19 protein-coding genes are annotated in these 22,738 nt (G+C 36.0%); 5 read left to right on the top strand and 14 right to left on the bottom strand.

What is annotated here, in order from left to right:
• Nucleotides 1–171 precede the first annotated feature (171 nt).
• On the top strand, nt 172–621 hold the full coding sequence (locus AC806_RS10045; protein WP_014125581.1) for a YueI family protein: 450 nt from the start codon (nt 172–174) through the stop codon (nt 619–621).
• A gap of 14 nt (nt 622–635) precedes the next feature.
• Nucleotides 636–1,052: a hypothetical protein gene (locus AC806_RS10050; protein ID WP_061840992.1), complete on the top strand. Its 417-nt coding sequence runs from the start codon at nt 636–638 to the stop codon at nt 1,050–1,052.
• A 51-nt stretch (nt 1,053–1,103) separates the two neighbouring features.
• On the opposite strand, the gene gshAB is transcribed toward AC806_RS10050, so the two are convergent.
• Nucleotides 1,104–3,380, bottom strand: a complete 2,277-nt coding sequence (gshAB, locus tag AC806_RS10055; protein ID WP_014125583.1) for a bifunctional glutamate--cysteine ligase GshA/glutathione synthetase GshB — start codon at nt 3,378–3,380, stop codon at nt 1,104–1,106.
• 175 nt (nt 3,381–3,555) lie between these two features.
• Here gshAB and AC806_RS10060 point away from each other — a divergent pair, with 175 nt between their 5' ends.
• Complete coding sequence (locus AC806_RS10060; protein ID WP_231960534.1) at nt 3,556–4,077, top strand: FeoA family protein; 522 nt, start codon at nt 3,556–3,558, stop codon at nt 4,075–4,077.
• Between the two features lie 2 nt (nt 4,078–4,079).
• Nucleotides 4,080–6,230: a ferrous iron transport protein B gene (feoB, locus tag AC806_RS10065; RefSeq protein WP_069029258.1), complete on the top strand. Its 2,151-nt coding sequence runs from the start codon at nt 4,080–4,082 to the stop codon at nt 6,228–6,230.
• A gap of 275 nt (nt 6,231–6,505) precedes the next feature.
• Here the strand turns inward: feoB and ftsY are convergent, their stop codons facing one another.
• From ftsY to AC806_RS10110, 9 genes are all read right to left on the bottom strand, one after another.
• On the bottom strand, nt 6,506–7,675 hold the full coding sequence (gene ftsY / locus AC806_RS10070) for a signal recognition particle-docking protein FtsY (protein WP_069029259.1): 1,170 nt from the start codon (nt 7,673–7,675) through the stop codon (nt 6,506–6,508).
• Between the two features lie 37 nt (nt 7,676–7,712).
• On the bottom strand, nt 7,713–8,525 hold the full coding sequence (locus AC806_RS10075) for a Cof-type HAD-IIB family hydrolase (protein WP_069029260.1): 813 nt from the start codon (nt 8,523–8,525) through the stop codon (nt 7,713–7,715).
• Complete coding sequence (gene smc / locus AC806_RS10080) at nt 8,522–12,112, bottom strand: chromosome segregation protein SMC (RefSeq protein WP_014125588.1); 3,591 nt, start codon at nt 12,110–12,112, stop codon at nt 8,522–8,524. The genes AC806_RS10075 and smc overlap by 4 nt, the downstream gene beginning before the upstream one ends.
• A 9-nt stretch (nt 12,113–12,121) precedes the next feature.
• Nucleotides 12,122–12,817, bottom strand: coding sequence for a ribonuclease III (rnc, locus tag AC806_RS10085; protein WP_014125589.1), 696 nt, complete (start codon nt 12,815–12,817; stop codon nt 12,122–12,124).
• Nucleotides 12,818–12,997: 180 nt separating this feature from the next.
• A complete protein-coding gene (gene acpP / locus AC806_RS10090) occupies nt 12,998–13,240 on the bottom strand; it encodes an acyl carrier protein (RefSeq protein WP_014125590.1) in 243 nt (80 codons plus the stop codon).
• A 119-nt stretch (nt 13,241–13,359) separates the two neighbouring features.
• A complete protein-coding gene (gene plsX, locus AC806_RS10095) occupies nt 13,360–14,364 on the bottom strand; it encodes a phosphate acyltransferase PlsX (protein WP_014125591.1) in 1,005 nt (334 codons plus the stop codon).
• Nucleotides 14,365–14,420: 56 nt separating this feature from the next.
• Nucleotides 14,421–16,451 (bottom strand): ATP-dependent DNA helicase RecG, encoded by a 2,031-nt coding sequence (gene recG / locus AC806_RS10100; protein ID WP_014125592.1) that lies wholly within the window; start codon nt 16,449–16,451, stop codon nt 14,421–14,423.
• 213 nt (nt 16,452–16,664) lie between these two features.
• Entirely contained in the window at nt 16,665–18,341 is a 1,677-nt protein-coding gene (locus tag AC806_RS10105; RefSeq protein WP_061840986.1) for a DAK2 domain-containing protein, read from the bottom strand.
• Nucleotides 18,342–18,393: 52 nt separating this feature from the next.
• The gene (locus AC806_RS10110) at nt 18,394–18,756 is read right to left on the bottom strand and encodes an Asp23/Gls24 family envelope stress response protein (RefSeq protein ID WP_014125594.1); all 363 of its coding nucleotides are present in this window, start codon (nt 18,754–18,756) and stop codon (nt 18,394–18,396) included.
• A 413-nt stretch (nt 18,757–19,169) separates the two neighbouring features.
• Between AC806_RS10110 and rpmB the strand changes: the two genes are divergently transcribed.
• Nucleotides 19,170–19,358 carry a 50S ribosomal protein L28 gene (gene rpmB, locus AC806_RS10115; RefSeq protein WP_061840985.1) on the top strand — a complete coding sequence of 63 codons (189 nt, stop codon included), beginning with the start codon at nt 19,170–19,172 and terminating at the stop codon, nt 19,356–19,358.
• 603 nt (nt 19,359–19,961) lie between these two features.
• On the opposite strand, the gene AC806_RS10120 is transcribed toward rpmB, so the two are convergent.
• The 4 genes from AC806_RS10120 to AC806_RS10130 all read right to left on the bottom strand — a co-directional run bounded on the left by AC806_RS10120 (nt 19,962) and on the right by AC806_RS10130 (nt 22,493).
• Nucleotides 19,962–20,849 carry a nucleotidyl transferase AbiEii/AbiGii toxin family protein gene (locus tag AC806_RS10120; RefSeq protein ID WP_014125596.1) on the bottom strand — a complete coding sequence of 296 codons (888 nt, stop codon included), beginning with the start codon at nt 20,847–20,849 and terminating at the stop codon, nt 19,962–19,964.
• A complete protein-coding gene (locus AC806_RS10125) occupies nt 20,839–21,432 on the bottom strand; it encodes a type IV toxin-antitoxin system AbiEi family antitoxin domain-containing protein (RefSeq protein ID WP_014125597.1) in 594 nt (197 codons plus the stop codon). Before AC806_RS10125 ends, AC806_RS10120 begins: the two co-directional genes overlap by 11 nt.
• Before the next feature lie 49 nt (nt 21,433–21,481).
• On the bottom strand, nt 21,482–21,658 hold the full coding sequence (locus AC806_RS11905; protein ID WP_014125598.1) for a hypothetical protein: 177 nt from the start codon (nt 21,656–21,658) through the stop codon (nt 21,482–21,484).
• Between the two features lie 406 nt (nt 21,659–22,064).
• A complete protein-coding gene (locus AC806_RS10130) occupies nt 22,065–22,493 on the bottom strand; it encodes a pyridoxamine 5'-phosphate oxidase family protein (RefSeq protein WP_014125599.1) in 429 nt (142 codons plus the stop codon).
• Nucleotides 22,494–22,738 lie beyond the last annotated feature (245 nt).

Consider the following 22,738-nt stretch of genomic DNA (forward strand, 5'->3'; position numbering starts at 1 on the left):
TTAGGCTTGTCTTAGCTGCCCTAATCGTCCGTCAATACTTAGTTTAGCTAAAACTCTTATTTATTATAAAGTATCCCCTATTATACGCAATTTCAAGAAATTGTGAAGTATTTTAAAAAAAGAATCTGCCTGTGTTATAATAGATTTAACGATTTATCAAGGAGGATTACGATGACAGACGAAGTGCAAAAACATCTAGATAAAGGGATGTACGGTACCCCTTCTGTAAATCCTGATGAACAAAAAAGGTTTTTAGGAACTTTTCGTGAACGTGTTTACGTTCGTATGTCTATTCAACAAATGAAAGAAACAGAGAATAAAAAAATCTTAGAAAAACATCTGACAGATTACCCTAATGCTAATGTTTTGATCAATGGAAACATCAATGAATCACTACAAAGCAGCTACATCCAAATGGTTATGAAAGCTAGCTTAAAATTTACCGTTGTTGATACTGATTTAAAAGAAGATACGGACAGTGGTCTGCTTGTCATTTCTGATAAAGCAGTCAATGAAGACACAATTGATATTCAAGAAAAATTTACCGCTGAGCACGCACAAGCTCCTCAAGAAAAAACAGAGAAAAAAAGTTTTTGGCATAAACTTTTTCATAATAATTAAAGGAGGAAGCGCTTATGATAGTCCCTACCTATGCGCAGCTGAAAAAAGAGATGACCTTGGCGTTAGACACCCACATCGATATCTTAAAGGATGTCAGTACAATTGAAGGTAAACACTTAGAGGGTGTCATGTTTATGATGCGTAGTTTCGGTTTTATGCTTGATCGTGCACCTAAAGTTTTATATGAAGAAGACTCAGAGGAAATGAATTTTTTGATGTTTCAGTATTACAGTTTATTAAGTGAATTAAAACACAATTTAGCTTTGTATTATCCACAGGCTAAAATTCAAAATCGTACACTGATTGAAATCGCCGATACCTTCCCTACTACTTACGAAAAGGATATGAAACAATGGTGGGAAAATTTAACCGGTTTACAAGTAGCAGATAGTAGTAAACAAACCATTCACATCCAAAAATTTGATAAATAAACAAGAACTTGCTGGTATGTATTAACAAAGTACCAGCAAGTTCTTGTTTATTTAACGATCTTTTCTTTGAATAAAGTCAGGATATAAAAGCTTCAATATATCCATCGTCAATCGACGACCTTTTCCCTCAAAGGGATAGCAGTGCATATGCATCATCGGGTTAAAATTAGCTTCAATAATACCATACACGTCTGAGCTACTAGCAGGTAAGTTAATATCTGTAATAATCATATCGATCCCACAGATAGCCGCTCCCAGCGTTTGAGCTACCTCAACTGCGATTTGTTTATAATCATCTGTAAAGGCATCTGTCATATCAATTGAATCCCCGCCGGTTGAGACATTTGAATTATCACGTAGATAGATTGTTTCCCCTTTATTAGGAATTGAATCTATTTGATAACCTTGTTCTTGCAAAACAAACTGTTCACTTTGTCCTAAATGAATTTTTTCGAGAGGAGTACGATGATTTTCACCGCGTAAAGGATCATCATTTTTTCGATCAACAAGTTCTTTGATCGAATGTTTCCCATCACCACTGACATTAGCCGGCACCCGCAACAATACAGCTTTCACCTGATCGCCAACAACAAAAAACCGGTACTCTGTGCCAGCTAAAAACTCTTCTACTAACACCGAACTATCTTCTGCAAAAGCAGTGTCTATAGCTTTTATATAGTCTTTTTCATTTGTACCGTCTTTAAACACGGTAATTCCCAGTCCATAATTGGTGGATTTCGGTTTTACAACAATTCCTTTATCACGAAATTCTTCATAACTTGAATAAGCTGCTTTTTTATCCGTAAACTCTTTTCCTTGAGGTACCTTAAAGCCTGCTCGTTGTAAAAGTTTTTTAGTGACAGTTTTGTTTTCCATCATCAAAGGCGTAATGTAGGTATCTTTACTAGTCATGTTCCCGTTTTTGACGTATTCAGTATGATCTTGTGCAGTTAATTTTAAGAACTGATCTTGTCTATCTAAAACTTCAACTTGCAGACCCTTTTGTATAGCATCAAATAGAAATATTTGCGTAGAAAGTTCCATATCTGTAAAACCGGCTAGTTGATAAGGAGCTTGCCAAGCTTTTCTGTAATAAGATAAACCTTGTTGTACAGCTAATTCTTTTTGAGAAGTTTCTTTGCTTGCTAAGTAAATTCTTCCAGCCAGTGTTTTAGCTGGATCTTCGAGCATTTCCTCCAAATGATCTAAAATTTCAGTAGAAACATTAAGACCTGTTTGTGCAACAAAACTTCTAATTTCAGCTAATAGTTTTTGTGCTTCATCATAACAAGCTGTTTGTGACAAAGGAGACTCTAATGAAACTAATTCATTTAATTGATCGCCTTGAAACACCCATTCATCAGCCTCTGCTTTTTCATCAGTCCATAATAAAAACAACATAAAAATATGGAAAAATTCTACTTCTTCCTTACTAATCCCATATGGTTGGTAAGGGTCCAAATCAATATTGCGCAATTCGATGTAACGGACAGGTTTATTCGCTAAGTCGGCTACACTCTTTCCTCCTCTTAAACGAACCGGAGCGTAAAATTCTTTTTCTTCAGAAAGTTTGCCTTCTTCTACCATTTGTTGTATATCAGCTACGTATTCTTCAACCGAACGATAAGTAACTTTTACGTCATCATGGTTTTGATAGCCGTATTTACTATTACGAATACTTCGTACCGGTTCTTCTGGTCGTTCATGTCCATTAAAGTAATGAGGGCCGCTTAATGGTGAAGCAGCAAAAAAATAAGTGGCAAACCAACGGTAATGTAAATAGTTCCGTGTCACTTTTAAGTAGACCTCTGATTTGAACTGATGGTAATTTTTATACTCATCTTGTAATTCAAACATTTTACGTACCATTTCATCATCGAATTCAAAATTAAAGTGGATACCGCTAACCATTTGTTTACGTCTTCCATAAGACATGGCAAGAAAACGTCGATACAGCACATCTTCAAAGTTATCAAGTTTAGCAATGACAATATTTTCTTCAACTTCTGGTAAGGCTGGCGGCATACTCATTGGCCATAACATTTCTTCTGAATCCATTGAACGATAAGCTGTATCATGAATAGCCGCTAACCAATCAAAAAGTTCAGTTATACTATCGGTAATAGGCGTCACTAATTCCATTTGTGTCTCAGCAAAATCCGTTTGAATATAAGGGTGAAAGCTTCGATTACCTAACGTTTTGGGATAATCTGTGGCTACCAAATCACCTGCTTTAGTTACGCGCTGACTTTCTTTTTCGACACCGTATCGCGCTTTTAATAAGTAAGGTTTTAATTGTTTATTGGTTAAAATTGGTTTAACGTTCATAAAATAATCCTTTCTTTTTTATATCCTATAGCTATTATAGCAAACAATAAAATAGGAAGCTTTAATTTTGTATCGAACAAAAAAATTAATTATATAAAATAAAAAATTAGAAGTTTTGTGAATTTAATATCAATAAACATTGACATTAAATAAGAATGGGGGTACGCTAATGATAATGAATATCATTTTCAATATTCAAAAATGCTATATTGCTAATAAAGAAAGGAATCGTATGAAACAATTAATTGATGTTGAATATCATAGCGTTTATCAAGTTCACGATATCACAACACTTCCCGACACAAAAAAACATCTACAAACAATCGGCGTTGTTCCTGGTAAAAAAATTTCTTTGTTACAACTTGGACAACAAAATGGTATCATTCTTCTGCAAAAAAGTCGTATCGCTCTAGATCGTTCTATTTTAGAAAACATTTTTGTAGAAGAAGTACAAGAAAGAGGTGCTTGGATTCCACTTGACCAGTTAAATGCTAGTGAGCAGGCAACTGTCGTTAGTATTCATGGTGAAGGCGCTGTTAGAAGGCGCTTGATGGATATGGGGGTAACAAAAAATGTCCAAATTTATGTAAGAAAACTCGCACCCTTAGGTGATCCGGTAGAAATAACATTGCGTGGATATGAGCTGACTTTGCGTAAAAAAGAAGCCTCGCTTATTTTGGTAGAAAAGGAGATTTAAAAATGGAAAAACAATTTGCCTTAGCAGGCAACCCTAATAGTGGAAAAACGAGTGCTTTTAACCATCTAACAGGAGCCAATCAATATGTAGGAAATTGGCCTGGAGTGACAATTGAACGCAAGTCAGGGTTATTAAAAAGAAGTAAAATGATAGCGCTTCAAGATCTGCCTGGAATCTATTCTTTATCACCTTATACACCAGAAGAAGTCATTACCCAAGAGTATTTACTTAATCAAAAACCCGATGCGATCATTAATATCATTGACAGTAGTAATTTAGAACGAAATCTTTATTTAACGACGCAACTTTTGGAAACCGGTCTTCCAGTTGTTCTAGGAATGAACATGATGGATATAGTAAAGAAAAACGGGCAAACAATCAATTTGTCTAAACTCGCCTATGGTTTAGGGGTACCAGTGATAGGAATGAGCGCCCTAAAAAAAACAGGCTTAGAGAAGTTAATTGAAACAACTCAAGAAGAAGCCGAGAAAAATACAGTCGCCTATCCTGCCTACGATCCTAAACTAGAGTCGGCTTTAGATGAAATTAGTGATATTTTAGGTAATACTGTTTCCGAAAAACAAGTACGTTGGTATGCTATCAAATTATTTGAAAAAGATCCATTAGCGACAGAAAGTTTAAACTTAAGTTCTATACAGAAAAAAGAAATTGACGATATTATCCAAATTACCGAAAAGATATTTGACGATCAAAGTGATGCGATTTTAGTCAATGAACGTTATGAATTTATCACACGCTTGATTTCTTTAGCTATGATCAAGGAAGATGGCTTTAAACTAAACCTTAGTGATAAAATTGATCGTTTCGTTACCAATCGTTTTTTAGCTTTACCTATTTTTGCTATGATCATGTGGGGAATTTATTATCTTTCCATTCAAACCGTGGGAACGATAAGTACAGATTGGGTCACCGACGACTTTTTTGGTGAAATCGTCCCTGACTTTGTTGAAACTTACCTTATTAGCTGGAATGTTGCTGATTGGATGCAAGGGTTAATTTTAGAGGGAATCATTGCTGGTGTCGGAGCAGTCTTAGGTTTTTTACCTCAGATTATTATCTTATTCTTATGTTTAGCAATATTAGAAGACTGCGGATATATGTCACGGATTGCTTTTGTCATGGACCGTCTTTTCCGTAAGTTCGGTCTTTCGGGAAAATCATTCATCCCTATGTTGATTGCAACAGGTTGCGGAGTCCCAGGAGTTATGGCTAGCCGTACAATCGAAAATGAAAATGATCGACGAGTGACAGTAATGGTAACAACTTTTATGCCTTGTTCTGCTAAATTACCAATTATCGCATTGATTGCAGGCGCTTTTTTTCCAACTAGCAGCTGGGTAGCCCCTTCGGCTTACTTTGTCGGAATTGCAGCAATTGTACTTTCCGGCATTGCTTTAAAAAAGACACACGCACTAGGTGGCGATCCTGCGCCTTTTGTTATGGAGCTGCCTACTTACCACCTACCACAAGTAAAAAATGTACTACAACAAACCTGGAATCGCGCAACTGCTTTTGTTAAAAAAGCGGGCACAATTATTTTAGTTTCTAGTATTCTTATTTGGTTTACCTCTAGTTTCAATTTTACTTTGCAACAAGTACCAGAAGATCAAAGTATCTTAGCCGCGTTCGGTCGATTGATCGCACCACTATTTGCTCCTTTAGGCTGGGGACATTGGCGAGGTGCCGTAGCTACTCTTACTGGCTTGATCGCAAAAGAAAATGTTATCGGTACTTTTGGTATCTTATATGGCAACTTAGCTTCAGTTTCAGAAAGCGGAAGAGAAGTTTGGGGACTTGTACAAGGCGACTTTACTGCTATTGCTGCCTATTCATTTTTGGTTTTTAATCTCCTATGTGCTCCTTGTTTTGCGGCAATAGGCGCGATCCATCGAGAAATGGCTAATTCAAAATGGACGCTACTGGCGGTTATCTATCAGTGCGGTTTAGCTTATGCTGTAGCTTTAATTACTTATCAATATGGCTCCGTTATTTTTGGAACAGCCGCAATATCTATGGGCACAGCCGCTGCAACTATTATCTTACTTACAATGATCTATTTTATCGTAAGAAAACCGCAACAAAAACAACTCGTTCACACAGCAATGTTTCCACCATTGAAAGAAGGGAAATAATATGTCAACATTTATTTTATCAGTTATTATCTTCGGTTTTAGCGCTTGGGCCATTTATCGACAAATCAAGGGTAGAGGCCACTGTGAAGATTGCGACAATAGCTGCCCAGTTAAGCATGAACAGGTAAAGAAATAAAAGACTTTAACCTTCTGGATAATTATTGTATAGGAGGTTTTTCTCTAGAGTGTTTCTTTTTTTACAAAAATAACCAACCGGCTAAACATTCATCTTGCTTAGCTGATTGGTTATATTTTTATAAAGAAAATAAAGGTTTTTACTCTTCTTGTAAAAGTCCTTTGAAAAGTCCGACGACAAAGTCATTAGGATCAAAAACTTCTAAATCATCAATACCTTCACCAAGTCCGACTAATTTTACGGGTAAATGCAGTTCATTGCGAATAGCTAGCACAATGCCACCTTTAGCTGTACCATCCAATTTTGTCAGCACCAAACCTGTTACATCAGTCGTTTCTTTAAATTGTTGCGCTTGGTTCATAGCATTTTGCCCCGTTGTAGCATCTACTACCAACAATACTTCATGCGGTGCACTAGGATCTTCTCGTTTGATGATACGTTTAATTTTATCTAATTCATTCATTAAATTAACTTTATTTTGCAAGCGTCCAGCCGTATCAATCAGCAAAACATCAGCTTGTTCTTCTTTAGCTCTAGTCATGGCATCAAAAACGACAGAAGCGGGGTCACTACCTGTATTTCCGCGTACTACTTCCACATCAGCACGTTCTCCCCATTGTACCAATTGGTCAATAGCCCCAGCACGAAATGTATCCGCCGCCGCTAGTAACACTTTCTTACCTTCTTGTCTATATTGATGCGCAAGTTTTCCAATACTAGTCGTTTTTCCTGTACCATTTACACCCACGAATAAGAAAACGGACAAGTCGTTTTGCTGCTCATTAAGTTCATTGACTTCCATCTCTCCTTCTTCTTCGTAAAGGTCCACCAATTTTTCAATAATAGTATTTTGGACAGCTGCAGGTTTCTTTGCATTCTTGATTTTTACTTCTTCCCTTAGTTCATCGGCAATCCGCATAGAAGTATCAAAGCCCACATCTGCACCTATTAAAGTATTTTCTACCTCTTCAAAAAAGTCTTCGTCTACCGAACGAAAGTTAGCAAACAACTCATTCATACGATCTTTAAACGTTTTACGTGTTTTGCTTAGTCCTTTTTCATACTTTTTCTGCGTGTCAGCTGGCGCTTCTTCTATTTTTTCAGTTTCTTCTTGCTCATCAACAGGAAACGCCGTACTTTCAGTGGTTTCTTCAAACTCTTCTTCTGTTTCAGAGCCTTTTGCAGCATCAGTTTCAGTTGACTCATCAGTTTTTTCGTCTTCTAAGGTTTCTTGTGTTGTATCTTCTGTCTGCTTTTCTTCTTCTTTATCTTTCACAAAGGCATGTTTAATCTTATCAAAAAGTCCCATTTATGTTTCAACTCCTTTGCCTAAATTTTAATGGCGCTCAATTATTGAGTACATATTTTGCAACCACTTCTGCAACCCCATCTTCTTCATTAGAAGTGGTGATGATATTGGCTTTTTCTTTTACCTGTGCTACAGCATTTGCCATCGCAACACCAAATCCTGCGTATTCAATCATCGGCAAGTCATTTTCTTCATCGCCAATCCCCATTACTTCTTCAGGAGAAAAAGCAAGATCTTTGGCTAAAGAAGCAATGCCAAAGGCTTTAGTAATTCCCTTAGGCATAAATTCCAACAAATTGCCACGAGATTTAATCACTTCATAACGATCTTTGTAAATCGCTGGGATTTTAGCGATTTGCTCATCTAAATACTCTTGATGATATCCTACAACAGCTTTATTATATAAACGTTTGCTTGTTAGTTCTTCAACAGACGCTGCTTGAAAAGTTAACAGCGGATTTAACTGCGGATAAATTGATAAATGCTGAGCTGAAGTTGGCAAAGACAACACCACATCATCTGACAATATATCTAAGGGAAGATCTAGTTCTCTAGCTAAGTGCGTCAAATCCATAATATCTTCTAATTTCATCGCTGCTTTTTCAACAATTTCTCCCGTATCATTTTTTTGCACTAAACCACCATTAAAAGTAATACTGTAATCCCCAACAGCTTGCATATCCAATTCCTCTAAATAAGGACGAATACCCGCCAGTGGGCGACCAGTACAAATGACGATTTTAGTTCCTTGTGCTCTAGCCTCTTGCAAAACTTCTTTGTTTTTTAAAGAAATCTTTTTTTGTCCATCTAACAATGTGCCATCTAAATCAATGGCTATCAATTTAATCATACACTATCTTTCCCTTCAACTGCAATTTGTCCATTTTCTCCTACATCTTTTAACCGAACCGAGACAATTTTAGAAACACCAGATTCTTCCATTGTAACCCCATATAATACATTACAAGCTTCCATTGTTCCTTTTCGATGGGTTACAATAATAAATTGCGTGTTATTATTAAAAGTCTGTAAGTAATTAGCAAAGCGTAGTATATTCGCTTCATCAAGTGCTGCTTCTACTTCATCCAATATACAAAAAGGAACGGGGCGTACTTGAATAATGGAAAAAAGTAACGCAATAGCAGTCAAGGCTCGTTCTCCTCCAGAAAGTAAACTTAAATTCTGTAATTTTTTGCCTGGTGGTTGTGCCTCAATTTCAATTCCTGTATTTAATAAATCATTAGGATCTGTCAAAAATAATTCAGCACGTCCGCCACCAAACATATTAGGGAAAACTACTTTAAATTGTTGTCGAATTTTTTCGAAAATATCCTTAAAACGAGTTTTCACTTCTTCATCCATTTCACCCATGGTAGTAAACAATTGATTTTTAGCTGCTAGTAAATCTTCTCTTTGCTTATGCAAAAAGTCATAACGCTGAGAAACTTCTTCATATTGTTCAATCGCATTTAAATTTACTGGACCTAACTGTTCAATCTTATAACGTAAATGTTGAATCTGTTCTTTTGTTTCATCATTTTTTTCTACCGCTTGATAGTCAGCTTCGGCTTTTTCAAAAGTGATATGATATTCTTCTTGTAAATAAGCAAGACGATGATCTAGTAAATTCTCTTGACGATTTTTAGCTACTTCAACCGTTGTTTTTTCAGCTAATTTTTCTTTTTGTTCTTGGTTTAACTGACTCAAGCTTTCATCTTGTTCATTGATTTCTTGATACAAACGGTCACGTTTTTCTCTTTTATCACGTAATTTTACTTGCAGTTCATCTTTTTTTTCTGTTAAAGATGCAATTTGCTTTTGTAAAGATTCTTCGGATACTTCATGATCTGAAACGTTCGATGTTAAAGATGATAATTGCTTTTCCAATGTTTCTTTTCGCTGTGTTTGTTCTGAAAAAGATTGCTCATTTGTTTGAATCTGTTGTTTAAGTGTATTTATTTGTTCTTTATTTACAGCAAGTGTTGCTTTTTTTTCAGACAATTCTTGACTAAGACTTTCTCGTCTTTTTTCTATTAAATCATCTTGTTCATTTAAGTCTTGCATTTCGTTTTGTAGTTTTTCTAGCTCTTTTCCTACATTTTCTTGCTGTTTTGTTAAGCTTTCTTTTTGTTCTGTATAACTATTGATAAAGTCTTGTACTTCACGATTTTCAAATTCATAAATTTTCTGCTCTTTATCCAAACGCTCAATTTCTTCCAAAATATGGTTCTTACGACTTTGTAATTCTTGTTCTTCTAAACGAGAAGATTCACTTTTTGTTCGCAAATTCTCCAGTTCTTTTTGACAATCTGTCGCTTGTTTTTGAAATTGTGCTACTTGTTTTTCAATTGTTTGTAATCTTTGGTCGCTGCGCTGCGCCTGTTCTTTTAGACTCTGGAGTTCATTTGCCTGACTAAATAAGTTTCCCTTATTGCCACGCTTAGTCGCGCCACCTGTCATAGAACCTCCAGCATTCATCACATCTCCACTCAAAGAAACCACTCGGTAACGAAATTGTACAGCGCGAGCAATAGCATTGGCACTTTCTAAATCGTTAGCGATCAAAGTTGTCCCTAATAAGTTCTGCATAATCGCAGAAAATTCTGCAGAAAACTGGACCAATTGGCTAGCAACGCCGATAAAACCATTAACACTTTGTGCTTGGTTCAATGCTGTAGTGGATATTTGTCGTGGCTTGATTGTAGTCATCGGCAAAAAAGTTGCTCGTCCAGCTTGGCGCCTTTTCAAGAAGGTGATCCCTTCTCTAGCAGCTACTTCATTTTCTACCACAATATGCTGTGCTTGCGCACCCAAAGCTGTTTCAATAGCCTGAGTATAATCGGATGGTACCTCAATTAATTCAGCTACCGCTCCTGCAATACCCGAAAGTTCATTTTGTTGTTGCAAGACAACACGTACTCCTTGATAAAAGCCAGAATGATTTTCTTGAATATCTTGTAAAGATTTAATTCTAGCTTTAATTTGACGCGTTTCATCCATCAATTGATACATTTTCTTTTGTGCATCTTCATATTGTTTTTGATAGGATTGTTGTTTTTCTTGTAAACGAGCAAATTGTTTGTTTTCTTCAGATATTGTAGCTTGCAATTGCTCTAGCTGGTTACTTACTTCTGTAACACTTTCTTGTTTTTGCTGGTAATCTTTGTTTGCATTTTCTTGTTTTTCCAAAGAACTTTGGTTTTTAGCCACTTCTTGTGTATATTGCCGTTCAAGATATTTTAGCTCGTTACCAATATTGGCCTGTTCTTGCATCTGATCTACATATTTAGCCCGCAGTTCTTCGATTAATTCTTTCGTCGATTTTTGGTATTTTTGTAATTCCGCATTTGCTTGTTCTATTTCTTTTTCAACTGTTTGGGCAAAGCCATTTTTTTGCGATAACTTTTCTACCAAATTCGCTTTTTCTTTTTCTAAAGTGCTAATTTTTTCGTTTGTTTCCGTTAAGTTTTCTTGGTATTCTTGTGCGCTCTTTTGCGTATGCTTTGAACGTTCTTGTAATACCTCTTTTTGTCCTTCAGCTTGTTTTAACGCTTCAGCCAAAGAAACTTGACTCTGATTGTTTTCTTCTAACCATTGATCAAGATGACTACGTTTTTTACGCTGTTCTTGTAACTTACTTTCTTTTTCCTGAATTTGCCGTGCAAGAGCCGCCAACTGTTCGTTTAAACTTTCTAGTTGCTGTGCTGCTTGTTCAAAACCAGACTTTGCTTCCTTCATTTCAGCAACAGTATAAGCGACATCAATTTGAGTGAATTCTTCTTTTAATGATAAATACTGCTTGGCAATCTTACTCTGTTCTTTTAAAGGCGCCATCTGATCTTCTAGTTCATAGACGATGTCTTGCACACGGCTTAAGTTATCTTCAGTTTCAAAAAGCTTTTGTTCCGCTTGTTTTTTTCGCTGTTTATATTTTAAAACACCCGCAGCTTCTTCAAAAATCCCTCGTCGATCTTGCGGTTTGCTCGCAAAAATAGCTTCGACTTTTCCTTGAGAAATGATGGAAAAAGACTCTTTTCCAAGCCCGGAATCCATAAACAACTCTTGAATATCTTTTAGCCGACAAGCTTGTTTATTCAAAAAGAACTCACTTTCACCCGTTCGGTGTAAGCGGCGAGTAACATTTACTTCACTATAATCCACTGGTAAATAATGGTCTGTATTGTCTAATATTACTGTGACTTCACTAATATTCAACGGTTTACGTGAATCCGAACCAGCAAAAATCACATCAGGCATTTTTCCACCACGTAAATTGCGGGCAGATTGCTCGCCTAATACCCAGCGTACAGCTTCAGTTATATTGCTTTTTCCACTGCCGTTTGGACCAACAACGCCGGTTAGCCTATTTTCAAAGTCGATCACTGTACGGTCAGCAAATGATTTAAAACCGGCTAGTTCGATTTTTTTTAAATACACCTAGGTTCCTCACTTACGTTCAAGATCGGCTAATGCATTAGCTGCCGCATCTTGTTCTGCTATTTTTTTCGATTTGCCGTGACCTTTACCGACTAATTCGTCATCACAATATACTTCAATCCAAAAAAGACGCTCATGAGCAGGGCCTTCTTCTTTAACTAAACGATAGTCGATAATACGGTCTCCAGAACGCTGCAAAACTTCTTGCAGACGTGTTTTATAATCCATCTCATGTGAAAAAGTACCTGATACAACTTTAGGGTAAATAACCATCTCTAAGAATTTCTCAACTTTTTCTAAGCCTTGATCTATATACAAAGCGCCTAAAAAAGCTTCAAATAAATCACATAATAAAGCTAGACGCTGACGCCCACCGGAATGCTCTTCACCTTTACCAAGAGCGATATAACGATCAAAATGACATTCCTTAGCAAATGACGCTAAGCTGTCTTCTCTTACAATCGCCGCTCTTAATTTTGTTAATGTTCCTTCTGGTACGTCTTGATACTGAAAGTATAAAAATCTAGAAACTAATAATTCTAAGACAGCATCTCCTAAAAATTCTAAACGTTCGTTATCTGATAATTGTAGTTGACGGTGCTCATTCACATAAGATGAATGGGTAAATGCCTGATTTAACAAATTGACATCATGGAACACAATACTAAAGTTCTCTTTTAATTCTTTTAAAAACTGTTTGTCCATTTTTCCATTCCTTTTCTTTTTTGACCTTCTTACATTATACTGATTTTTACTAAATAATGAAATGATTGTGCGATAAGAAAGCAAAAAACTTTGGGGAAATTTATGGCTTTTTATTTCAATAAAAAATCAGAAATTAAGCCCTAATAAAAAAACGACCCTCATTAGAGGATCGATCGTTTATTAGTTTAAATTTGAATTAATATAATCAACTGCTGCGCCAACCGTTTGAATTTGTTCTGCGTCTTCATCGGAAATTTCTGTACCGAATGCTTCTTCTAATTCTAACACAAATTCCATCACACTGATTGAATCAGCATTTAAGTCATCTTTAATACTCATGGATTCATTTACTTGATCAGCTGCCACTTCAAAGTGATTGGCGATCACTTCAGCTACTTTATTAAATATTTCATCACGCGTCAATTGTACTCACCTCCACGCCGTTATCATAGCAAGAAATAGCTACCCAATATTTTACGATTTTTTATATCGTTTGTCTATACTTTTTTCATTTTTGTAACAAAAGTTGCATTTTCATTACATTAATTAGCTGCATCATCTCTTTCAAATTGTTCAGTTAGCTTTTCAACGACCTTTGTCTCCAACATCGTATGGATCTGTCTAATTGTTGCCGCCACTGCTTCAGGTTCTGTTGCTCCGTGTGTTTTTATAACAGGAGACTTCACCCCGAATAAAACGGCGCCCCCGTATTTGGAATAATCCATTTCATTTTTTAAACCACCAAGTGCATTTTTTAATAATAAAGCGCCCAATTTTCCTTTGACGCCTTCATCAAGAATGGATTGTTTCAACAGTTTAGTAATATTTAAAGCCGTTCCTTCGATTGATTTTAAGACAGCATTACCAGTAAACCCATCTGTCACAACAACATCAGCAACGCCATTTAAAATGTCGCGAGACTCAATATTTCCCACAAAATTAATGCTAGCTTCATTAGTCAAAAGCTCAAAAGCTTTTTTAGTTACTTCGCTGCCCTTAGATTCTTCTGTTCCATTATTTAAAAGTCCTACTCGAGGATTTTCTACCTTTCGAACATTGGCTGCATAAAAAGATCCCAGAATACCGTATTTAAGCAAATGTTCCGCTTTATTTTCAGCATTAGCACCTAAATCCAGCATATCAAATCCTCTATTTTCACCAATAACAGGTAATGTTGACATTAAACCAGGACGTTCTATGCCTTTAATACGTCCTACAATAAATAAACCAGCAGCCAAAAGTGCACCTGTATTACCTGCAGAAAAACAAGCATCTGCTTCACCTTTTTTTACAGCTTGCGCCGCTAAAACCATTGAAGCTTGTTTTTTGCGACGAATCGCGCGAACAGGTTCATCCTCACTATCTACCTTTTCATCTGTGTGGATAACCGTAATATTGCTTTCATCTGTTACATATTTTTTAATTTCTGCTTCTTTTCCGTATAACTGAAATTCAAGCTCAGGAAAATCCTTTTTGGCTAACATTACACCAGAAACAATTGCTTCTGGTGCATTATCGCCACCCATAGCATCTACTGCGATCTTCACTTTATTTGCACACCTTTCCTTTTCTGATTCATCTTTTTTTAGTATAGCATAAAGCTTTAATCAAAAAACTGGTTCTCTGGATCCTTTTCTTTTAAATAAGCAAGCAAGCCTGCATATTCAGGTAATAATTGCCAATTTTTTTTATGCCATAAACTTTGTGCTTCATCTTTGGCTACTTCTAAGATATTAGCGTCAGCTACAATATCAGCTGCGACAAACTCAGGCAGGCCGGATTGTTTAAAGCCAAATACTTCTCCAGGACCACGTAATTCCAAATCTTTTTGACTTAAAAGAAAACCATTGTTGGTTTCAGTCATAATTTTCATACGTTCTTTGCCTAATTCATTTTTAGGATTAGCCACTAAGATACAAGAAGAAGCTTGCTGTCCTCTTCCTACCCTTCCTCGCAACTGGTGCAACTGCGCTAAGCCAAAACGATCCGCGTCTATAATAAGCATTGTTGTCGCATTTGGAACATCAACACCTACTTCAATCACTGTCGTTGAAACGAGCACTTGAATTTCATTATCTTTAAATGCTCCCATGATCTCTTCTTTTTCCTCAGCTTTTATTTTCCCGTGAAGTAAGCCTACGACAAAGTTAGGAGAAAAGAAATCTTTCAATTCTTCGTATAACTCTACAGCATTTTGCACGTCCAAGCTTTCAGATTCTTCGATCAAGGGACAAATTACATACATTTGCTGCCCTTTTTCCAATTCTAAGCGCGCATTTTTTAAAGCATCTTCCAATTGCCCACGTTTGATCCAATGTGTTTTAACAGGAAGCCTTCCCGCAGGCATTTCATCGATAACCGAAACATCCATTTCACCATAAGCAGTAATTGCTAAAGTACGCGGGATAGGTGTTGCGGTCATAAATAAGACGTCCGGCTGAAAGCCTTTTTCTCTTAAGCCGCGGCGTTGATTGACCCCAAAACGATGTTGCTCGTCAGTAATTACCAAACCCAGATTAGAAAAGTCTACCCCTTCTTGAATCAAAGAGTGTGTCCCAACCACAACATCGATTTCTCCTTGTTGTAGTTTTTCAATAATTTCTTGTCTTTCTTTTGCTTTTGTCGAACTTGTCAAAAGCGCAGTATGTATTTCCAGAGGATCAAACAATTGGTTCAAACTCGCTAAATGCTGCTGCGCCAAAATTTCAGTGGGCACCATTAAAGCACCTTGAAAGCCCGCTGTAACAGCCGCATATAAAGCAATCGCCGCAACAACTGTCTTTCCGCTTCCTACATCACCTTGTAATAAGCGTTGCATATGTTTAGCTTGTAAAAAGTCCCGACAAATCTCATTAGTTACGCGTTTTTGCGCATTGGTTAATGAGAAAGGTAATTTTTGCGTAAATGCTTTTACCCGTTCTACATCATAATCAATGACGATACCATGTTTTTCTGATTTTTCTTCTTTTTTTAGACCTTGAATTTTCATTTGAAATAAGAAGAATTCCTCAAACACTACACGTCGCTTCGCTTGATGATGTTCTTCTGGCGTATTGGGAAAATGCATCGCATACATCGCTTCTTTTTTTTCCATTAGACGATATTTTTCAATTAAAGATAGTGGAAGATTTTCTTCAATTTGATCGCCAAAGTGAACAAAGGCTTTTTTTATCAAATCAACTAATGTTTGTTGTCGTACCGCTTTACTAACATGATAAATAGGCGCAAAATCGCCTTCTTGTTTAGCGCCAAGTATTTTCATCCCTGTTAATGATTTACGTTTACCATCCCACTTACCAAAAACAGCAATATCTTCAGAAAGGACGATTTTATCCTTTAAGTAAGGCTGGTTAAAAAAAGAAACGCTAAAAACATCATGATCTTGCATCATACGAAATTGCAATCTTGATTTTTTATAACCAAAACGATTAACAACTGGAGGAGAGACTACGACTCCTTTGATCGTCACTTTTTCTTGGTCATTGATTTCTGCCAAATTTCTTTCTTTGATATCATCATAACGAAACGGATAGTAGTTCAACAGATTCTCAATTGTCTCAATGCCCAAGTCAGCCAAGGCTTGCGCACGTTTTTCTCCTACCCCACTAAGTTTTGTAATTGGTTCTTGCAACATTTTATCACCAACTTTCGAAAAAGAGGCTGAAACAAAAGATTTCAGCAATGATCAAATCCGAACGACTAGAGAATTACTCTGACAGTCTTAGTCGCCCTCATCGCTAAAAAATCGGCGAACTGTTGGAACAACTCATCTTTTATGATTCATTGCTGGAAATGACTAATGTTCCAGCCTCTATCTAACTTTTAACGTTTTTTAAGAGCTGTCTTATTATTCAGCTGAAAAAAGATAAGGATAGACAGGTTGATTTCCTTCATGAATTTCTACTTCTAATTCACTATCAACTGCTAAGACAGCTTCTTCTAGTTTTTTGGCATCTTTTTGTGAACCATCTTCTCCAATGATGATGGTAATGATTTCTGTATCTTCTGTGACCATTTGTTTCAAAGTCTCTTTAGCAGAAGCTAACATATCCGCTTCTGAGACGACAATTTTTCCATCAACAATACCTAAAAAGTCATCTTTTTTGATATTGATCCCTTCAATACTCGAATCACGGATCGCGTGAGTAATAGAACCAGAAACAACGGTATCAAGCATCTGTACCATAGCATCTTTGTTTTCTTTTAAAGACTGACGTTCATTAAAACCTAACATAGCTGCCATCCCTTGAGAAATGGTCTTAGAAGGTACCACTTCCACAGGGATTTCAACGACTTCGGCTGCTTGCTTAGCTGCCATAAAAATATTTTTATTATTTGGTAAGATGATCACCTGATCAGCATTGACCTCTTTAATAGCATTTATGACATCTTCAGTACTCGGATTCATGGTCTGACCACCAGAAATCACATATTTAGCACCCAAACTTTCAAAAAGTTCTTTCACGCCATTGCCCGCAGCAACAGTAATAATAGCATAGGCACAACGTGGTTGCTGTTGCGCGTTAGCTTCGTCTTCTTCATCTTTATTTAAAATGGTTTCATGCTGCAAACGCATATTGTCAACTTTTATCTTGATCAATGATCCAAATTTTTGGCCATAGTTCATTACTTCGCCTGGATATTCTGTATGTACATGGACCTTGATTACTTCATCATCATTGACAACTAACAAAGAATCTCCCAGTTCATTTAAATAATTCCGAAAGCTATCATAATCAAATTCGCTTTCTACCGTAGGGCCTTCTCCGATCTCAATCATGATTTCAGTACAATAGCCGTATTTAATTTCATCTGTTGACATCTGCCCTTGTACGCTACGATGATGTTCTGCATTCACTAATTCGTCCATAGCAGCTGGTGATACAAAAGGATCTTCTCCCTCATATTCTCCATTTAGTGCATTTAAAAAACCTTCATAAATAAACAACAGACCTTGTCCACCACTATCAACAACACCAACTTCTTTTAAAACCGGCAATAAATCTGGTGTTTTATCTAAAGCTTTTTTTCCACCTTTTACAATAGCGGTCATAACCTCCACACAATCATCAGAAGAGGCTGCTTTTTTTTCGCCATATTCAGCTGCAATCCTTGCAACTGTCAAAATCGTACCTTCAACTGGTTTCATTACCGCTTTATAAGCTGTATTGACACCATGTTTAAAGGCCTGTGCTAAATCATTAGCCGATAAAACATCCAATTCCCCAATTTGCTTACTAAAACCACGGAATAATTGAGATAAAATAACACCTGAATTACCTCTTGCACCCATTAAAAGTCCTTTTGAAAGGCAATCAGCTAGCTCTCCTATGTTGTCTGACATTGAATCAGACACCGCCTTAGCGCCGCTGGTCATTGATAAATTCATATTCGTACCAGTATCGCCGTCTGGTACTGGAAATACATTTAACGAATTAACAAATTCTGCATTTGTTTGAAGACGATTCGCGCCTGCTTGAACCATTTCTTGAAATTGGCTTGCGCTAATATCCGTTACTTTCACTGGTAATCCTCCTTAAGTTACAATCGCTGAATATTCAGCTAGTTTTCTGCCTTTAATCAGGCAAGACCCGAACACCCTGAACAAAAACATTCACTGAATTAGCAACAACGCCAAGCATTGTTTCAAGGTTATATTTTACTTTTTCTTGCACATTACGTGAAACTTCTGAGATTTTGGTGCCATAACTTACGATTGTGTATACGTCAACGGCGATACCATTTTCTTCTTGTCGTACCACAACACCACGTGCGTAGTTTTCTTTACGTAAGATTTCATTAATGTTATCTTTGAGCTGGTTTTTACTAGCCATACCCACGATACCAAAAACATCAGTTGCCGCACCACCGACAACTGTTGCAATGACTTCATTTGTTATTTCAATGGTTCCTATCGATGTATTTATTTTTACAGCCATGATAAGCCTCCTTAGCCGACAAGCCGTCCATTTTATACTACAATATTTTAACACAGCCCACCTCTAAATAAAAGAAGATGGCCTATCTTAACAAGCTATTAGTAAAATGGCGGTAAGTTTATAAAAATCCAAAGCTGTTTTTTATTCATATAATATCAAAACTGAAATTAGTTGATATAATGTAGAAAGTTATTCTTATAGAAATTAATTTAATAGATAAACAGCTCCTGCAAGTTTTTCATCAATTATTTTCATAAAAAATTTCATAACCTTGTCTAATTTACAATGTTACAGGGCAAAAGTCAATGTAAGAAGAAAATATTACTTGCAAACAGCTCAAAATTGTGCTAAATTCAACTAGTATGAGCGAAAAAACAAGCGCTCCTAGTTCAAGGCAAAGGAGGAAACTACACATGTCAAAAGTATGTCATTATACAGGTCGTAAAACAAAAAGTGGCAATAATCGTTCACATGCGATGAACGCTACTAAACGTAGTGTTAAACCTAACTTACAAAAAGTCCGCATTTTGGAAAACGGCAAACAAAAAAAAGTTTGGGTATCAGCTCGTGCTTTGAAGTCAGGAAAAGTGGAGCGAGTATAATTCTTAAAAGTTCTAAGAGGGGGGGGGTAATTGTTGTCACAGCAACGATTGTCCCCTCTTTTGTTTTTGCTTAGATAGGCTTAGAAATGATAAAATTGCTCCCTCTCTGCCCCTTTTTTGTCCCTCAAAAAATAACCTTGTTTTGAAATATACGTGTTTTACATAACGTTCTGATTAAAAATTAAATAATAATACGTTTTTAATGTAAAATATGAACTATCAGTTTTTGGAAGTGTATAAGTCATAAAGACATTCGTTTAATCCAATCATTTCTTTAGTAGTTACGTTGTATAAATAAACCGACAGAACGAACGAAAGCCCCAGAACTATTCAATTCTGGGGCTTTTTAATGAGTTTTAAACTAGTACAGGCTTGTCAATGACACAATATTTTTTCACAATAAACTGATTCGTCTTATTATACTGACCACCTAAAACAGCCAGTCTTTCGTTATTTATGTTTTGTTTTTGTCGACTTCATCATAACACAACGTTTAGCTATTTTTGTCCACAGATTGAAATCTGTGGACAAGAGCTTTGCTCCACTTTTCTTCTTTGTCTGGTTCTACTCGTTTGACTCCCTCAACCTTTCTTTTTTACCGTTCTAAATCTCATCGATTTCAAAATCAATATCAATATAATTTTGTTTACGTACTTCAACTAAGTCATCTAAAAATTCTTGAATTTGATCCATAACTTCATCAAAGCTAATCCCTTCAGCATATGGTTTACTAACTTCAAAATTCGACCACATTTCTTTTTGCTTATTCGATTGTTTTAAATATTCTAAAATCCTATCATAATCTTCAGCCTCGATAGCATTATCTCTTTGATTCATCGTTTTATCCAAACCAACATTAACCTTATCCAAATCAATATCAAGTTTTGCTTTTGTCAACAAATATAAATCATAATAATCCTTCATCCTTGAATTACTATCGTCAATTTCACCATAAGCCATTAACGTATAAAATTTATCTGTCAGTATTTGTTCAACAGGATAGCCTGTAATGGAATATTCTTCATCTGTAAAAACAGAACGAACTTTTTCATCGGTATCCATTTCAATAAGGTCCTCACCAGTAGTTAAATCAACATTAAGTGGAATTTTAACATTACCATTATTAAACATTAACTTTAATTCATAACCATTGTAGTCAAAGGCTTCTCTGGTTTCCCTCAACCCTTTAAAATCAAATTTATATTCACCGTCGGGCGTTTGTAAAGAATTAACCATTTCTTTTATGTTCTCTTCATTTAAGTCAAGCCCTTTAACTGTAAAATCTAAATCACCAGTTGCTCGATTCTCCAAACCATATGACGTTGTAAGAAGAAAGCCACCTTTCACAGTCAAGTGTTTTGAATACTCTGTTTCACTCAATTGAGCTACAAATTGATCCATAGCATACAGCCCATATAATTGTTGAAATGGCAATCCCGTTTCTTTTGCTTTTTGTCGAATAAGATTCTTCATTTTCTGTTTACTTAACAACGGACAAAACCCTTTCGTTAATTAAGTCTTCTATATTGAATCGTTCCCCATAATCTTTTAACCGTTTAATATCTTTATCTTCTCTATTCAGATAATCATCTAACATCTCCTCAATAATGCCAGGAGCTGCTTTTTCATGGCGCAACATATCAACGATTGTTTTTTCCAAGTTAGTAACTCTTAATGGATTGGAATCCCAACTGTCCACCACATCAACATATTCACTAGTCAAATCATTTGCTGACACATAATAAGGCTTGATGTTTTGTTCCTTAGCTGAGATTAAATGATACCCTCTGGGGAAAGATACATGATAGACAAATGGATAATTGGTACTTAACCAGTGCAGCATAACTGCTGTTTCATGAGAAAAGACACCTTTTGAATATTTCAATTGAAGCATAAAGAGATCATCAAAGTAGAGGTCATTTAAAAAATAAACGCCTCGACAATACTTTTGAATATCGTTTCGTTCAACAGCTTTCCTAAGTGTAGAATCATTGATACCATATTCATTTGCCATCCCCGTTGTTAAAATGCCGTTATGTTCTTCAAACAATTGAAGTAATGTAGCTTGAATCATGCAAGTCACCTCAATACTATTATAACATAATTCACGTTTCATACAATAGTTAGAATGCTAAACCATCACTTAACTGAAATGCGTTAAAGCCCATAATATGATTATTATCTGTTGGGAAATTCTCATACCCCAAGCTCTCATACTTCTCAATCGATTCGTCACTGATATAGGATTCCATTTCAGGAACAACAATCGTTCTCCACTCAATGATATCTGCCCAGTCCACATCTTCGCTTATAAGAACATTATGGTCAGCACCACGGTCACCATCAACAAATCCACCACAGACTTTAATATCATCAATTTCATATATGATTTCTTCATCAGTTCCATTAGCTAAAAGTGGAGCGAGTATAATTATTTAAAAAATGCTAAAAGAGGCGGGGACATAAATAAAGACAAGAAAAAAACCGAACTATATTTGATGAGATTTTCTAATTGTCGTGGATTTGCGACGAGGACCTGCTGGACCGCAGGAGCAATGCAATTCGTGCGACGAGTAATCGCAGGAGCAACGCAATTCGTGCGACGAGTAACCGCAGAAACGATCTCTCTTATAGTTCGGATATTTTATTATTAAGGAGACTTTTGTCCCAGCCTCTTTTATTTTTTAATTAGTAGCTTTTAAAAGTTTAAGCATGTATTTCAAATGTATACTTGTGCCCTTGCGTTAAGCTATGATAAAAGCCTTCTCCTTCATAAAGTTGGAAGACTTGCACATTTTGACGCTCATCTTCATCGGGATAGACCTGTTCTATATAAGGATTTCCACTTAACACCTCTTGCAACTTATCTTTTCCCAATTTCCGGACTTTTCCTTCGATTCGAATCACTTGTATCAAATAATCTTCTTCTAAAAAACCAGTAATAGCTATTTTAGGGTTACTTTGTAATTGCTTATAAAAATTGGTTTTAGGACTGGTCATAAAAAAGACGCCTTCTTCATTGGCCACACCGATATTAATATGACGTGCATGAGGTTGATTGTTTTCATCCACAGTTGAAATTACAGCCACTTTCATATCTTTTTCTAAAATTTTCATGATATCTTGTATTTCCATACTATTCCTCCTCTATTTTATTATTTGCAAAACTACATTTGTGATATATTTCGCAATATTTATTATATTATAACAGATTTACAACATTTATTGAGAAAAATAAGTTTATAAATAATGATTTTCTTAAACACCTTCTCTTACTTAATTTTTGATGAAAATTGTTTGTCTTCTCAGTGAACAACTAGTAAACTCATTGGTAACTCACAAAGTTTTTATAATCTTTGTGTATTTTTTTCAAGGAGGGA

Origin of the sequence: Tetragenococcus halophilus (genome assembly GCF_001712815.1) — a bacterium.
Lineage (GTDB): Bacteria > Bacillota > Bacilli > Lactobacillales > Enterococcaceae > Tetragenococcus > Tetragenococcus halophilus.

Bases quoted from the DNA above. Each gene is read 5' to 3' on its own strand.
- AC806_RS10075 (WP_069029260.1), bottom strand. From the start codon at position 8,525: ATGATTAAATTGATAGCCATTGATTTAGATGGCACATTGTTAGATGGA.
- AC806_RS10110 (WP_014125594.1), bottom strand. From the start codon at position 18,756: ATGGCTGTAAAAATAAATACATCGATAGGAACCATTGAAATAACAAAT.
- rnc (WP_014125589.1), bottom strand. From the start codon at position 12,817: ATGGACAAACAGTTTTTAAAAGAATTAAAAGAGAACTTTAGTATTGTG.
- AC806_RS10050 (WP_061840992.1), top strand. From the start codon at position 636: ATGATAGTCCCTACCTATGCGCAGCTGAAAAAAGAGATGACCTTGGCG.
- recG (WP_014125592.1), bottom strand. From the start codon at position 16,451: ATGTTGCAAGAACCAATTACAAAACTTAGTGGGGTAGGAGAAAAACGT.
- AC806_RS10125 (WP_014125597.1), bottom strand. From the start codon at position 21,432: ATGATTCAAGCTACATTACTTCAATTGTTTGAAGAACATAACGGCATT.
- ftsY (WP_069029259.1), bottom strand. From the start codon at position 7,675: ATGGGACTTTTTGATAAGATTAAACATGCCTTTGTGAAAGATAAAGAA.
- gshAB (WP_014125583.1), bottom strand. From the start codon at position 3,380: ATGAACGTTAAACCAATTTTAACCAATAAACAATTAAAACCTTACTTA.
- rpmB (WP_061840985.1), top strand. From the start codon at position 19,170: ATGTCAAAAGTATGTCATTATACAGGTCGTAAAACAAAAAGTGGCAAT.
- AC806_RS10130 (WP_014125599.1), bottom strand. From the start codon at position 22,493: ATGGAAATACAAGATATCATGAAAATTTTAGAAAAAGATATGAAAGTG.
- AC806_RS10045 (WP_014125581.1), top strand. From the start codon at position 172: ATGACAGACGAAGTGCAAAAACATCTAGATAAAGGGATGTACGGTACC.
- feoB (WP_069029258.1), top strand. From the start codon at position 4,080: ATGGAAAAACAATTTGCCTTAGCAGGCAACCCTAATAGTGGAAAAACG.
- AC806_RS10060 (WP_231960534.1), top strand. From the start codon at position 3,556: ATGAATATCATTTTCAATATTCAAAAATGCTATATTGCTAATAAAGAA.